This is a genomic window from Mesorhizobium sp. P160187 (genome assembly GCF_057766425.1).
This window is the reverse complement of sequence record NZ_JBYMDX010000004.1, coordinates 39,707-53,638: the sequence shown is the minus strand read 5'-3', so window position 1 is coordinate 53,638 and position 13,932 is coordinate 39,707. Positions and strand designations below refer to the sequence as shown.

At 63.3% G+C, this 13,932-nt stretch carries 11 protein-coding genes and 1 pseudogene; 6 read left to right on the top strand and 6 right to left on the bottom strand.

Features of this window, described 5'->3' with window-relative positions:
- Positions 1 to 101 precede the first annotated feature (101 nt).
- Positions 102 to 776 carry an alpha/beta hydrolase gene (locus tag AC3CCE_RS17185; RefSeq protein ID WP_023669128.1) on the top strand — a complete coding sequence of 225 codons (675 nt, stop codon included), beginning with the start codon at positions 102 to 104 and terminating at the stop codon, positions 774 to 776.
- 212 nt (positions 777 to 988) lie between these two features.
- Positions 989 to 1,636, top strand: coding sequence for an FMN-binding negative transcriptional regulator (locus AC3CCE_RS17180; protein WP_023743150.1), 648 nt, complete (start codon positions 989 to 991; stop codon positions 1,634 to 1,636).
- Between the two features lie 38 nt (positions 1,637 to 1,674).
- Here AC3CCE_RS17180 and AC3CCE_RS17175 read toward each other — a convergent pair whose 3' ends face one another.
- Genes AC3CCE_RS17175 through AC3CCE_RS17160 form a run of 4 tightly spaced genes read right to left on the bottom strand, consistent with a single transcriptional unit; the run spans position 1,675 to position 5,344 of the window.
- Positions 1,675 to 2,571, bottom strand: coding sequence for a phosphatase PAP2 family protein (locus AC3CCE_RS17175; protein ID WP_023743151.1), 897 nt, complete (start codon positions 2,569 to 2,571; stop codon positions 1,675 to 1,677).
- A gap of 30 nt (positions 2,572 to 2,601) precedes the next feature.
- Positions 2,602 to 4,245 carry an ArnT family glycosyltransferase gene (locus tag AC3CCE_RS17170; protein WP_352624544.1) on the bottom strand — a complete coding sequence of 548 codons (1,644 nt, stop codon included), beginning with the start codon at positions 4,243 to 4,245 and terminating at the stop codon, positions 2,602 to 2,604.
- 39 nt (positions 4,246 to 4,284) lie between these two features.
- On the bottom strand, positions 4,285 to 4,617 hold the full coding sequence (locus AC3CCE_RS17165) for a lipid-A-disaccharide synthase N-terminal domain-containing protein (RefSeq protein WP_023748554.1): 333 nt from the start codon (positions 4,615 to 4,617) through the stop codon (positions 4,285 to 4,287).
- Positions 4,610 to 5,344 carry a glycosyltransferase family 2 protein gene (locus tag AC3CCE_RS17160; protein WP_023690217.1) on the bottom strand — a complete coding sequence of 245 codons (735 nt, stop codon included), beginning with the start codon at positions 5,342 to 5,344 and terminating at the stop codon, positions 4,610 to 4,612. The genes AC3CCE_RS17165 and AC3CCE_RS17160 overlap by 8 nt, the downstream gene beginning before the upstream one ends.
- 254 nt (positions 5,345 to 5,598) lie before the next feature.
- On the opposite strand from AC3CCE_RS17160, the gene tyrS reads away from it, so the two are divergent.
- Positions 5,599 to 6,852: a tyrosine--tRNA ligase gene (gene tyrS, locus AC3CCE_RS17155; protein ID WP_352624542.1), complete on the top strand. Its 1,254-nt coding sequence runs from the start codon at positions 5,599 to 5,601 to the stop codon at positions 6,850 to 6,852.
- Positions 6,853 to 6,869: 17 nt separating this feature from the next.
- On the opposite strand, the gene AC3CCE_RS17150 is transcribed toward tyrS, so the two are convergent.
- The gene (locus AC3CCE_RS17150) at positions 6,870 to 10,256 is read right to left on the bottom strand and encodes a hypothetical protein (protein ID WP_352624540.1); all 3,387 of its coding nucleotides are present in this window, start codon (positions 10,254 to 10,256) and stop codon (positions 6,870 to 6,872) included.
- A gap of 162 nt (positions 10,257 to 10,418) precedes the next feature.
- On the opposite strand from AC3CCE_RS17150, the gene AC3CCE_RS17145 reads away from it, so the two are divergent.
- The 3 genes and pseudogenes from AC3CCE_RS17145 to AC3CCE_RS17135 form a co-directional block, all read left to right on the top strand.
- A complete protein-coding gene (locus AC3CCE_RS17145) occupies positions 10,419 to 10,886 on the top strand; it encodes a peroxiredoxin (RefSeq protein WP_352624538.1) in 468 nt (155 codons plus the stop codon).
- Positions 10,887 to 11,072: 186 nt separating this feature from the next.
- The gene (locus tag AC3CCE_RS17140) at positions 11,073 to 12,350 is read left to right on the top strand and encodes a M23 family metallopeptidase (RefSeq protein ID WP_352624536.1); all 1,278 of its coding nucleotides are present in this window, start codon (positions 11,073 to 11,075) and stop codon (positions 12,348 to 12,350) included.
- A gap of 93 nt (positions 12,351 to 12,443) precedes the next feature.
- Positions 12,444 to 12,701 (top strand): annotated as a pseudogene (locus AC3CCE_RS17135) (ABC transporter permease); the annotation flags it as partial.
- Positions 12,702 to 12,748: 47 nt separating this feature from the next.
- Here the strand turns inward: AC3CCE_RS17135 and AC3CCE_RS17130 are convergent.
- The gene (locus AC3CCE_RS17130; RefSeq protein WP_352624534.1) at positions 12,749 to 13,930 is read right to left on the bottom strand and encodes a M24 family metallopeptidase; all 1,182 of its coding nucleotides are present in this window, start codon (positions 13,928 to 13,930) and stop codon (positions 12,749 to 12,751) included.
- Between the last annotated feature and the right edge of the window lie 2 nt (positions 13,931 to 13,932).

Below are 13,932 nucleotides of genomic sequence, written 5' to 3'. Positions count from 1 at the left end.
TCTAAGAAGACGCTTGCCCTGCGTCAAGGCCCGGAAGGGCTGGGGCTAGAGTAAAGAGTTGTTCCGGGCGCCGCGCATTCGTATGCCATTTGGAGTAGTTCATGCCTGAGGTCATTTTCACCGGTCCGGCCGGCCGCCTGGAGGGCCGCTACCAGCCTTCCAAGGAAAAGAGCGCGCCGATTGCCATCGTGTTGCATCCGCACCCGCAATTCGGCGGCACGATGAACAACAAGATCGTCTATGACCTCTTCTACATGTTCCAGAAGCGCGATTTCACCACGCTTCGCTTCAACTTCCGCGGCATCGGCCGCAGCCAGGGCGAATTCGACCACGGCACCGGCGAATTGTCGGATGCCGCCGCAGCGCTCGACTGGGTGCAGTCGCTGCATCCGGATTCCAAGAGCTGCTGGGTGGCCGGTTATTCCTTCGGCTCCTGGATCGGCATGCAGCTTCTGATGCGCCGGCCCGAGATCGAGGGCTTCATCTCGATCGCGCCGCAGCCAAACACCTATGATTTCTCGTTCCTGGCGCCCTGCCCGTCATCGGGTCTGATCATCCATGGCGATGCCGACAAGGTGGCGCCGCCCAAGGATGTGCAGGGCCTGGTCGACAAGCTGCACACGCAAAAGGGCATCACCATCACGCAGAAGACCTTGCCAGGCGCCAACCACTTCTTCGCCAACGACGCCGATCTGCTGCTCGAGGAATGCGCCGACTATCTCGACCGACGGCTGGCCGGCGAATTGTCCGATCCGCGGCCGAAGCGGCTGCGCTAAGAGCAATTCCAGGAAAAGTGTAAACGGGTTTTCCGTCCGGAATTGCGTCAAAACAAAAACTCCCGGTCCGATGCCGTCACAGTCGTGCCCATCATGGGCGCGAAAATGCCATTTCGGCTGATCCAAACGGTGAAGCCAGCCTGACATGTGGCGCGGCTCGGCTGAACGGTGCACAATGCCGGTTCAGCCAGCGCAAGAAGGCATGACCGATCATGTACCAGCCTCCCCATTTCCAGGAAACGCGGCCGGACGTCCTGCACGGGCTGATCCGGACGCATCCGCTGGGGTTGCTGATCTCCAACGGCGCCGATGGCCCGGTCGCCAATGCCATTCCCTTCCTGCTTGATGCCGAGGTTGGGCCGAATGGCCGGCTGCGCGCCCATCTGGCCAGGGCCAACCCGCAATGGCGTCAGCTGGCCGACAATCCGACATCGCCGGTGCTGGTCGTCTTCCAGGGCGCCGACGCCTATGTGACGCCGTCCTGGTACGAGACCAAGCGCGAGACCGGCAAGGTCGTGCCGACCTGGAACTACGCCATTGTCCAGGTGCGAGGAACCGTCAGAGTGATCGAGGATTCCGCCTGGATCGCACAGCAGATCACCGAGCTGACGCTGTCGCAGGAAGGCGCCCGCGAGGCACCCTGGGCGGTGACCGATGCGCCGCCTACCTTCATCCAGTCGCAAATCAAGGGCATTGTCGGGCTTGAGATCGAGATCGCCGAAATCAGCGGCAAGTGGAAAGTCAGCCAGAACCGGCCTGTCGCCGACCGCGTCGGTGTCGCCGAAGGGCTGGAGAAGGAAGCCGCCGGCGCGCCCGACATGGCTCGGCTGGTGCGGAGTTGGGGCGGCATCGACAGCTAGCTGGGGTGGTCTTAGATGGTTCCAAAGGCGTCAGCAATTCAGTTGCCTGCCGGCGCTGCTCCAATGCCGAAATTCGTCTGTCTCGGCGCATCGTTTTGGTTTGGTTTGCGAGCCCGACGGAATAGGCGGAACGTAGTTTTTGCCACCGGCAACCCCGACGCCGTGTAGCGGAAGATACATCCCAGCCGGCCAAGCACCATCGCGCAGACGATGGCAACAGCACAGCCAAGGCCGAATCCGGCGACAGTGTCGCTCGGGTAGTGCGCGCCGATAAAGATCCGGGTCGATGCGACCGACAAGGTTGCTGCCAGCAGCACCCATCTGCGCTGGGGCAACAACAGCAGTGCAATGCCGAAAATGACGCCCATGGTCGTGGCATGGCCGGACGGGAAGCTGGCAAAGCGCGCCTCCAAGGAAAAAGGATGCAGCGACAGATCGCCGAGCTTGTCGAAATTCATCGGCCTGGCTCTGCCCACGCCATATTTCAGCACGTTGACGACCATGGCCGAGAGTGCGATCGAACCCAGCACCATGAAAGCAAAGCAGGTCCAGTTGTAGAAGGTCATCCGCGCGCGCCGGGAAAGGCTGCGCCAATCCGTCAGATTCGCGGCAATCAGCACCAGTACCGACGGGACAAGATACCAGCCGCCTAGGCCGAAGAAGGTAAAAAACTCGGCGATGCGGAAGACATTGGTCGAGCCTGAAGCCCACTGCCTCGCCATGGTCCCTCCAAGATGGTCGAAACGGAGCGACACCGCGATCGTCAGCAAAAGCCAGGCCACAACCCAGACCGACCACAGGATTTTCGGGTAGCGCGCCGGGCGCGTCGCCAGGCGATGCCGTACAATCCCGAAGGTATCGCGGAAATTAGCGACAGACTGCCGGAGCATGGCAGGCAAAGCGGCACGCGCCGGCGATGGCGACTTCATCAACATGCGGAGCTCGGCGCGATCATTGAAGAGCTATCAGTTCGCCACACGGTACAGGCCGAGCGACAATTTATCACCTGACGAATAGTTGATGCCGTCGATCTCGGCGACGCGGCTGGCCTTCTTGCCTTGCCCTGCCAGCAGGTCATCCAGCCGTTTTTCATCGCCGACCGGCGCCAGGCCCAGCGCGCAGGCCGGATCGCCAAGCAGATGTTGCGCAACCCCGTCGACATCGGTCAGTACCGTCTTTGTGCCCACCAGAAATACCAGGCTCGGTTCGTGATATTGCGCGGAGGCGAGCACGCTCATCTCACAGGGACGATCGGCGCGAACCGCCGCCTCGATTTCCCGACTCATCCAAATCGGTTTCAGTGACGGCACGATGACACCGAACAGCAGGGCGTAGGTTATACCGGCGCAAACCGCAGCCCCGCCGATGCGGACCAGCGGCACCAGCGTCTGGCGCGAAACAGCGAGGTAGCCGGCGCCCAATGCTGCCGCGGCGGCCGGAACGCTCCACCATAAAAATGTCTTCATGAGATAGATCGGCGCACCGACGCAAAGCACGGCGAGACCGACGGTCACCAGAACGGTGCCGAATGCGGTCGCCCACCACAGCCATGTCTGCCAGCGCCTGAGCGGCGCATTTGCCTCTTGCGGCGTCAGCGTCAAAAGCCAGCCGATGAGCAGGGCCATGCCGGGATAGGCCGGCAGCACATAATGCGGCAGTTTCGTCGGGATCAATTCGAAGACGAGCCAGAACGGAACGTACCAGGCGAGGCAGAAACGCAGGCGCGGATCGTCGCGCAATCGGTTGAGCGCCTGCAGTCCGGCGCCGAGCGCCACAAGGCCGAACGGCCACATGAACAGGCAATAGGTCAGCATGTAGAAGCCCGGCGGAACGCCGTGCGACTCCTCGCCTTGCGCGACCTTGCCGAGCATATCCTTGCCGACGGCCTGCTGCAGGAAGGCGCCGTTGCTCTTCCAGGTGATGAGGGCGAGCCAAGGCAGCACGATCAACAGCACCAGAATCAGCCCACGCCCGGCTTTCAGCCTCGCCAGCCAGCGCCAGTCGCGCTCGAAAGCAACCAGCGTGAGCACCGTCAGCGCCGACAGCAGCGGTGCAATCGGCCCCTTGATGAGGATCGCCGCGCCCTGCGCAGCCCAGAAAATCCACGGCAGATGGCCGGCGACAGGCTCGTCGCGGCGCGATGCCAGATAAATCTGCGCCAGCGCGCCTTGCGCCAGAACGCAGCAGGCAAGCAGCATCGCGTCGGTCTTGGCGTCACGGCCTTCGAAGGCGGTGGCGAAAATCGCCGCCATGACCAGGCCGGCGGCAAGACCGGCATTGGCGCCGAACAGATTGGCCCCGGTCCAGGCGATTGCGACGACGGCGATGGCGATGCCCAGCGCCGAGATCAGCCGGTAAATCCAGATCGGCGCCTGTGCCCCCTCGCCGCTCAGCGTGACCGCCGCCGATTGCAGCCAGTAGATGCCGATCGGCTTCTGGTAGCGCGACGCGTCCTGGAAGCGGATGTCGATATAGTCGCCGGTCTCCGTCATCTGCTTGGTCGCCTGGACGAAGCGCGGCTCGTCGCGGTCGAGCGGCGGCAAAGAGGCCAGTCCCGACGCCGTCATCATCAGGCTGAACAGGAAGAGAAAGATGTAGTTCCTGCTCATTTCGACACCGGACAGACTGAATTTGGCGGGACTGGTGGCTCAGTCGACCTTGGTCATCGCCGCCTTGCGCTCATTGGCGATGAGCCATAAATTTCTGACATAGATCACCATGCCCATGGCCTGGCCGGCGATGAACACCGGATCCTCACGCTGGATGGCGTAGACGAGCAGCAGCCCGCCGCCGAACAGCGAGAAGAACCAGAAAGCGATCGGCACGACGCTGCGCTTGGCCTTTTCCGAAGCGATCCACTGCACCAGGAAGCGCATGGTGAAGAAGAACTGGGCAACGAAGCCGAGCAGAACCCAGGCGTCGAACTGCTTGACGAAAACCTGGTGCAGCCAGATCGCCAATTCCTGAAACACGTTAGCCATGCGTGATTTCCTCTACCTTTGGCATTCTGCGGCGCCGGCGCCGAAGCCACCAAACGCCGGCGAGATCGAGCGCGCCCTGCAGGCCGCGATCGAAGATGCCGTAATTCGACTTGCCGTGGCGGCGGGAGCGGTCGACGACGTCGCAATGGACGACGCGGTAGCCTTCCTGGATGACAAGCGCCGGAACGAAACGATGCGTACCGTCGAAAAACGGCAGTTTGCGCAAGATATCGGTGTGGATCGCCTTCAAGCCGCAGCCAGTGTCGCGGGTGTCGTCATGCAGGATCGCGCCGCGCAGCCAGTTGGCGAAACGCGATGCCAATTGCTTGATCTTGCTGTCGCGGCGCTTCAACCGCTGCCCCTGCGCGGCGCCGAAATCGGGCCCTGCCCGACGCAGCGCATCGACCAGCACGGGGATATATTGCGGGTCGTTCTGGCCGTCGCCGTCGATGGTGGCGATTATCGAGCCGCGCGCCGCCCAGGCGCCCGAGCGCACCGAAAGCGACTGGCCGGCGGATTTTTCGTGCCGCAGCTGCCGAAGCGGAAACGGACGTTTGGCGGCTTCAGCGGCAAGCACCGAAGCGGTGTCGTCAGTCGAACCGTCATTGACGACGATGATTTCGAAATCGCGCCCGGTCATCGCCGCCTCGATCTCGTCGATCAGCAGCGGCAGGTTCGCCGCCTCGTTGCGGCAGGGAATGACGATGGATATCAATGCGTCCGGCATATCGCGTCGGGCTCTGTCACAAGATATGGCATTCGGTGGATGCCGTGCGGTGCCGTTCCAGCGGATCGAACCCGTTGGCGCGGCGCCTCATTACGCCAGCCGACAGGATGAAGCAAGCATGCGCGGCAGTGCAGAATAGGCTGTCCATGCCGGCGCAAAATCGGAAACCACTTTTGCTTGACGCGCTTGGATGCTAAACGCCCGCGTTCAGGCCATGCCGGGCCGTTCGGACCCGGCGCTTTCAGGAAGAAACAATGTCCGCCTTCAAGTCCGATTTCCTGCGCGTCATGAGCGAGCGCGGCTTCATCCACCAGATTTCGGATGAGACCGGGCTGGATCAACTTTTCGCGAAGGAAACCGTGACCGCCTATGTCGGATACGACGCCACGGCGACCAGCCTGCACATCGGCAATCTGATATCGGCGACCATGCTCTACTGGATGCAGGAGACCGGCCACCGGCCGATCGCACTGATGGGCGGCGGCACCTCGATGATCGGCGACCCGTCCTTCCGTGACGACCAGCGCAGCCTTTTGACGCCCGAGGCGATCGCCACCAACATCGAGGGCATCAAGCGAATTTTTGGCCGCATCCTGCGCTTCGGCGACACTGGCAGCGACGCCATCATGGTCAACAATGCCGACTGGCTGATGAAGCTCAACTATGTCGAGTTCCTGCGCGATGTCGGCCGCCACTTTTCGGTCAACCGGATGCTGACCTTCGACAGCGTCAGGCTGCGGCTCGAGCGCGAACAGTCGCTGTCCTTCCTCGAATTCAACTACATGATCCTGCAAGGCTATGATTTCGTCGAGCTCAGCCGCCGCCACGACTGCCGGCTGCAGATGGGCGGTTCGGACCAGTGGGGCAACATCATCAACGGCGTCGATCTCGGCCACCGCATGGGCACGCCGCAGCTTTATGCGCTGACCACGCCGCTGCTGACGACATCGTCGGGCGCCAAGATGGGCAAATCGGCCAAGGGCGCGGTGTGGCTGAACGGCGACCTCTTCTCGCCCTATGATTTCTGGCAATACTGGCGCAACACCGAGGATGCCGACGTCGAGCGCTTCCTGAAGATCTTCACCCGGCTGCCGCTTTCGGAGATCGCGCGGTTGGCCGCCCTTGGCGGCTCGGAGATCAACGAGGCCAAGAAGGTGCTGGCCACCGAAACCACGGCCATCGTGCACGGCCGCGAGGCGGCGCAACAAGCCGAGGAGACCGCGCGCAAGACCTTCGAGGAAGGCGTGACGGCCGAAACGCTGCCGACCGTGGAAGTGGACGGCGCCGCGCTGGAAGCCGGCATCGGCATCCTGTCGCTGCTGGTCAGCGGGGGCCTTGCCGGGTCCAACGGCGAGGCAAGGCGTCACATACAGGGTGGCGCTGTGCGCCTCAACGACCAGCCGGTGGCGGACGACCGGCGGATGGTGACGCCTCAGGATTTGAGTCCGGAAAACGTCGCAAAGCTTTCAGTGGGCAAGAAAAAGCACGTGCTTGTGCGGCCTGCCTGAGCCGTCTTCTGGGATCCTCAGCGATACTCGAAGATCGACCGGAAAATGCCCGGCGCGATTACCGATAGCGGGTTGATGTCCAGCACCGGCTTGTTGGCGTTGCCCTTAAGCCGGTAGGTGACGCCGATCAGGCCTCGGTCGCGGCCGTTGCCGAGCAGAACGCCGACCAACGGCAACTCGCCGAAGATGCGGTTGAGGCCATAGGCCGGCATGAAGGTTCCGGTCATGTCCATATTGTTGTTCTGGTCGTAGAGCGTGCCTTGGAAGGTGGTGCCGATGCGCGGGCCGCGCAGCACGCCATTCGCCAATTTCAAATAGCCCGACCCCTTGTCGATCTCGGTAAAGCCGCGCTCGAATTTTACCCGCGAGGTGTCGATCTTGCCCTTGACCGCTTCGTTCAGGCTGCGGCTGTCGCCGGCTGGCGTGGTCGATACGATCGACGCAAGCTTCGGTTCATTGACGATGAAGAAGTTGCTCGAATCGACCTGGCCCCGCATCGGGCCGTCGGCCGCGCCGCTGAGCGCCAGCGTGATCGATCCGCCTTCCATATGCTCGTAGATGTTGAGGAAGCGCAATATGGCGCCTGCGTCGGCCGACTTCATGGTGAGCGCGCGAGCACCATTGCCTGCCGTATTGCTGATGGCGATGGCGGCGCCGGAACTTGCCGCGGCGCTGACCTTGAGCCTGTTCACCCTGGAGCCGGCGGCACTGTAGTCGAGCTTCAAATTGGACAGGACCTCGTCATGGAACCCGGTTAGCGAATTGACGTCGGCGCTAACCGAAACCGCGTCCGTGCCGGTGGTTTTGGTGGCGGTATCGACATCGGAGGTGAACTGCTTGATCAGCGAGCGGGCATCGAGCGCGTTGCCGCTGACATCGACTGCGAAGCCCTTGCCCGACCGCTTCACCGTCACGGCGACATCGTCGCCCCGGTTCAAGGCGACTTTGCTGAAGCGGGCCGACGACAGCGCGCCCTTGACCAGGACGACATCGCCTTCGACCGAAAAGCTCTTTCCGTCGAGGTCGAAGTCGGACAGCGTCGTGGTATCGCCGGACTTGCTCACGGTAAAAGTGGCATTGGCGGCAATGCCCGGCCCCTTGCTCCAGCCTGCCCAGGGAATGTCCAGCCTGGCGCTCGTCAGGTCGACGTCGACGTTCTGGCTGCCGCCTTCGCCGCTCTTGTCGATTGCCACCTTGATGGTGCCGGAAATCAGCGGCGACAGGCCAGGCATGGCGATGGCGCGCGTCTTGTCGTCGAGCACAAGCGCCACCTTGCGGCTGCGCGGCGGGCCGCCATCCCTGAGCGGCTCGACCAGATCGAGCTCGGCTGGAATGCCGTTCAGCCGCGCCTTGGCAGAGATCACCGCCTTGCCGGGCCCGACTTCGATCGAACCGTCGGCATCGGTCACCATCTGGCCTTCGAACGGCTTGGCGAGCGACAGGTCCTTGTAGTCGAGCGATACCAGCCAATCGAGCTTCGACGTGTCGACGCCGGATTGCAACGGAATGTCGGCCTTGACGTGGCCGGTCACCGTGCCCGACAGGTCGTCCGGCAAGATGCCGACATGGCGCATGGCGTTGATCGGTTCGTAGGAGGCAAGTTCGGCGATGGCCGGCGCCTCGCCGGCGACGTCGATGTCGAGCGCGCCGATCACCGGCGGGTGGTTTGCCGCCTTTACCGACAGTGTGCCATTGCTTGCCGCCACGGTGCGGCCGCTCGGCATATAGACGCTGCCCGAGGACAGCGCGACGTCGACATCGTTGCCGTGGAAGGAAACGACGCCGACGGCATCGCGTATCGGCGGGATGCGGCCGGCGGTGTCGAAACGCGAGCCCTCGACCTGGAAGCGGCCGAACACCTCGTCGGCCGAAAGCGGCACGCCGTTGCCGAGACGCCCCGGAACGACCTGGAACTGCAGGCTGGCATCGACGACGCGGCCGCCAAACAGGTTCTGCAGCACCCACAGCCGCGCGTTCTTGGCCGAGAACCAGGGCCACAATTGCTTGACGTGCGAGACCGCCATGTCGTGGACGTTGAGCGACACCGAGATACCCGGCGGTCCGTTGTCGATGAAGGAAACCGCAGCGGTTCCCAGCACTTCGCTCCCCGATCCCGACCTGATGCCGATCTGGTCGGCGACAAGCTTGCGGCTCTTGACCTGATAGACGCCGGCGATGCGGGCGAAGAAATTCAGCGCCGGCTCGGGCGATTCCGAAGGCGCCAGCGTCGAGCCGTCGCTGGTCAGGTCGTAACGATAGGAAGGCTCCTCGCCGGCCGCGCCGGTCGACGGCTTTGGCCCGATCGAGCCGGCGAAATTGAACGCCGAGCGCCCGGTCTTTAGAACCAGCCTGCCGACATCGATCTTGTTGGAGCCGGAGACAAGGGCGGCGTCGACATCGACATCGGCCGGCAACAGCCCGCGTGTGCCGAGGTCGAGCACCGAGCCGGTTAGCGACAGCGAGCCCGTCAGCCGCGAATCGGTCTCGCCCGAGCCTTCGGATCCCGTGAGCTTCAAAGCCATCGCGCCGGTTCGCCCGCCGGCCGCCGGCGTTGTCTCCGCGACATCCGCCATGTCGATGGCGGCGTTCAAGGCGGTGACGCGCATCGAGCTCGTATCGCGGGTGGCGGTGGCCGTGACGGTGAGCGCGCGGCCATCGACATCCGCCTCGGACGAGAACTCCACGCTGCCGGGGCCCGACTGCAGCACCGTCGCGTTGGCGATCATGACCAGCTTGACCGATCCGGCCTCGGGCAGCTCGAATGCGACATTTTTGAGATCGATGCGGCGCATCGAATCCTCGCGCACGGCATCGAGTGCACGATTGACGTCACTGAAGACGGCGGCGGCCAGTTTTTCCGGATCGATGAGACCGTCTTGATTGCGCAGGCGCGCTGTCCAGTCACCACCCGACGGCATTGCCGCGGTGACGATATGGGCGTCGGAAACCCTGGCGCTGGTCAGCCGAACCTCGCCCGAAAGCAGCGGGATCAGCCGGATGCCGAAGCGGACGCGCCCGGCATCGGCCATCGGCTTGCCGTCCGCCGTCTCGACGCTGACATCCTTGACCTGCAGCGCAATGAAGCTCGATCCGTCGAGTGTCAAGCTGGCAGGACCGACGGCGACTTTGACGTCGAAACCGGCCAGTTTCTCGATCGCCGTTTCGGCTTCCAACCGCAGCCGTTCGTTGCCGATGCCGGTGGCGCCGATGACGTAGACGGCGGCCGCTGCCAGCAGCACAAGGGCTCCAATGCCGGCAAACAGCCGGGCAAGGATGCGAAAGCCGCGGCCGATCCGTGCCTTGCCGAGCGGCGGCACGCGGCAAGCGGACGGGAAAGCCCCCAGGTCGGTGATCTCGTCACGCCTGAACCGGATTTTCTCGTGCTGCGGTTCTTCCTGATCCACGCAATTTTCCGTTGTGCGAATTCGATCGTGGACGAATCCCCGCCCGACACTATAACGACGCAGGCTAGAGCATGATGCCGAAAGGTGTGAGGCGGTTTTCGGACGACATCATGCTCTATCTCTTTGATTTAGGGCCGCGTAACCTCAAACAAGGGCATCGATATGGCTGATCTCGACGTTGGCGACGTTGCGCCGCAATTCGATCTTCCGCGCGACGGCGGCGGCTCACTCAGCCTTGCCTCGATGCGGGGGAAGCCCATTGTACTTTATTTCTATCCGCAGGACGACACCACAAGTTGTACCAATGAGGCGATCAGCTTTTCGCAGCTGAAGCCGGAGTTCGAAAAGGCCGGCGCCGTGGTGATCGGCCTGTCGCCGGACAGCGTGAAGAAGCACGACAAGTTCAAAACCAAATACGATCTCACCGTCGACTTGGTTGCCGACGAGGAGCGCAAGGTGATCGAGGCCTACAATCTGTGGGTCGAGAAGACGATGTATGGCCGCAACTATATGGGCGTCGAGCGGGCGACGTTCCTGATCGGCAAGGACGGGCGGATCGCCGGGATCTGGCGCAAGGTCCGGGTGAAAGGCCATGCCGAAGCAGTGCTGGAGGCGGTCCGCGCGCTCTGAGGCCCCACCGATCTGGCCAACGCCGCGCCCTGCATTAGGGGAATAAGACACATATGCGGTTGGCTGACACCGCTGGTCACTGGCGCGCCCGCTCGACGGCAAAACTTTGTTAACCCTAATAAAACTTTGTTAACCCTAATAATGTGTAATCGGGCTTCGTTGGTGTCGTAACGAAAGCTTGGTCCCGTGAACCTAACCGGTCAGTCAGCGGTCTTCGGCAGGCGCGAGGAGCCGCATACGGTCATCATTGCGCGGGGCAATGAAATACGGCATTTCACCATCCGGCCGTGGCTCGTCGCCTTTCTCGGCTCGGCACTGGCGGCGATCGCCATCGGCTATCTCTTGGCGACCTCCTATCTCGTACTGCGCGACGATCTGATCGGCGCCACCACGGCCCGGCAGGCGCGCATGCAGCAGGCCTATGAAGATCGCATTTCCGCATTGCGCGCGCAGGTCGACCGCATCACCAGCCGCCAGCTTCTCGACCAGAAACTGATGGAGACCAAGGTCAGCGAATTGATCGAGCGGCAGAGCCAGCTCAGCCAGCGCCATGGCCGCCTTGGCCCGATCCTCGAACGGGCGGAAAACGAGGTCGGCACGCCGGCCGCCGCGGATGTGGCGGCAAAACTCGACGAGCATGCCGAACTGACTGGCGGCGAGCCACTCGCCTATTCGGTCGCCAGCCTCGGTTCGGGCGACACCAGGCCATTCTCGCTGTGGTCGACACGCTCCGACCCGCTGCCCAGCGAAACGGCTGCGGACCGTGCCGACAAATTGTTCGTCTCGATCAATGATTCACTGAAGGCTATCGAAAGCCAGCAACTCACCCGCATCGAGACCCTGGCCGACAATGCCTACAAGAACGCCGACGCCATCACCCAGGCGCTCGAGGCGGCCGGCCTGCCGGTCGACAGCGATTTCGGCAAGAACGAAAGCGATGTCGGCGGGCCGCTGATCCCGCTTGACAGCTCGATGATGTTCGACAGCAAGGTCAAGGAACTCGACGAGGCGCTGGATACGCTCGACCAGTTGAAGAAAGAGGCGCGGCGGCTGCCGCTTGCCAACCCGGCGCCGGGCCACTCCGTCACCAGCCCGTTCGGCGTGCGCACCGACCCCATCCTCGGCACCGCTGCCCTGCATTCAGGCATGGATTTCCGCGCGCCGGTCGGCATGCCAGCCAAGGTCACCGCGGCCGGAATCGTCACCAAGGCCGGCTGGAACGGCGGCTATGGCCGCATGGTCGAGGTCGATCACGGCAACGGCTTTGCCACGCGCTACGGCCATCTGAGCGAGATCGACGTTGCCGTCGGCCAAAAACTCGCGGCCGGCGACATCATCGGCAAGACCGGCAGCAGCGGCCGCTCGACCGGCCCGCACCTGCACTACGAGGTCCGCCACAATGGCGAAGCCATCGACCCGCTGCGCTTCCTGACCGTCGGCAAGAAGGTCGAGCAGTATCTGTAGGGTCAAGCCAGGCGGCTGGTTGCACGCCCCCGCCTCCTTCACCCGTTGTACCATCCTGTTGTTTGGCAATCCGACATCGCGTGCTCCGGCGTCACGTTCTGGAGCCTGCGGCTGCCGCGCGCTTTGCCGATGCCGTTCTCATCGCTGAGGATTGCCTCGGCCACCGCCGTGATCGGCGCCATTGTCGGCGAATGGATCGGCTCCGACCAAGGACTTGGCGCGCTGATCATCCAGGCGTCCTTCAACTACCGGTCGGACCGCCTCTACGCGGCGATCGTGCTGTCATCGGGCCTGTCGATCGTCCTGTTTTGTCTTGTGGTGCTGATCGAGCGCCGGACGATCCAATATTGAGCAGATGCGTCAGGCGGGTCGCGGTGGCGTCCGTCGTGGCTGACCGGTCAGGATTTGACATGGATGTCTCGCGGGAATTTGGTCAGCGTCTCATGGCCGGTCTCGGTCACCAGAATGGTCTCGCTGATCTCGATGCCCCAGCCATCCATCCACATGCCAAGAATGGAGTGCACGACATTGCCGGGTTGCAGCGCGGTCTTGTCGCCGGGCCGCAGGCTGATCGTGTGCTCGCCCCAATCCGGGGGATAGGCGACGCCAATGGAGTAGCCGATGCGCGATTCCTTCTTCAGCCCGTAGCGCTGGATAACCTTGCGCCATGCGGCCTCGACCGCTTCGGCTGTGGTCCCCGGCCTGACCGCGTCGAGCACCGCATCCATGCCTTCGATCACCGCCTTTGCGGTGTCGGCGACACGGGCCGGCGTCTTGCCGAGCTGCATCGTTCGGGCGAGGCCGGCGGCATAGCGGCGGCAGACACCGGCAAGTTCGAGCGCAATCGTCTCGTCCTCTCCAAACCGCCGGTCGCTCCACATGATGTGCGGAGCCGATGCATTCTCGCCGCCGAGGATGGTCGGCGGCAGTGCCGTGATGTCGCCGGCGAAGTCCGCGCTGCCGGCGATCTGCGTCGCCTGGATCGCGGCAATCGCATCGCACTCGCGCACACCTGGCGCAATGACTTCGAAGGCCCGCGCAACAGCTGCTTCAGCCAAGGTCGACGCCTTGCGCAGGTAGGCAATTTCTGGAGCGGATTTCACGGCGCGGATCCAGTTCACCAGGAGATCGGCGTCGTGCCATTTCGCATTGGGCAGGCCGGCGACCAGCCGGGCATGCGCCTTCGGCGAGAAATAATAGGCTTCGAGCTCGATGCCGATATGTCTCGCGCCCCAGCCCTTGTCGACGATCCAGGCCGCTATCCAGTCCATCGGATGGCGATCGGCGCGCTGCACGTGGTCCTCGGGGAAGCCGACCACATTCTCCGGCTTCATCCAGGCCGTCAGCAAGCCGCCTGCCGCATCCATGGCGCGGCCGATCCAGACCGGCTCGGCCTCGTTTTCGATCGGGACCAGCACGACCTGCGGCGTGTAGAACGACCAGCCGTCATAGCCGGTGATGTAATGCTGGTTGGCGACATCGTTGACCACCAGCAGTTCCAGCCCACGCGCCGCCATCTCGGCGCGGATCTTCTTGAGCCGCCGCTGGTACTCATCGCGCGCAAAAGGCAATTCGATCATCG

Excerpts from the sequence above, each read along its gene's own strand:
- AC3CCE_RS17170 (WP_352624544.1), bottom strand. The coding sequence starts at position 4,245 with ATGAGCAGGAACTACATCTTTCTCTTCCTGTTCAGCCTGATGATGACG.
- AC3CCE_RS17185 (WP_023669128.1), top strand. The coding sequence starts at position 102 with ATGCCTGAGGTCATTTTCACCGGTCCGGCCGGCCGCCTGGAGGGCCGC.
- AC3CCE_RS17130 (WP_352624534.1), bottom strand. The coding sequence starts at position 13,930 with ATGATCGAATTGCCTTTTGCGCGCGATGAGTACCAGCGGCGGCTCAAG.
- AC3CCE_RS17160 (WP_023690217.1), bottom strand. The coding sequence starts at position 5,344 with ATGCCGGACGCATTGATATCCATCGTCATTCCCTGCCGCAACGAGGCG.
- AC3CCE_RS17145 (WP_352624538.1), top strand. The coding sequence starts at position 10,419 with ATGGCTGATCTCGACGTTGGCGACGTTGCGCCGCAATTCGATCTTCCG.
- AC3CCE_RS17165 (WP_023748554.1), bottom strand. The coding sequence starts at position 4,617 with ATGGCTAACGTGTTTCAGGAATTGGCGATCTGGCTGCACCAGGTTTTC.
- tyrS (WP_352624542.1), top strand. The coding sequence starts at position 5,599 with ATGTCCGCCTTCAAGTCCGATTTCCTGCGCGTCATGAGCGAGCGCGGC.
- AC3CCE_RS17180 (WP_023743150.1), top strand. The coding sequence starts at position 989 with ATGTACCAGCCTCCCCATTTCCAGGAAACGCGGCCGGACGTCCTGCAC.
- AC3CCE_RS17175 (WP_023743151.1), bottom strand. The coding sequence starts at position 2,571 with ATGTTGATGAAGTCGCCATCGCCGGCGCGTGCCGCTTTGCCTGCCATG.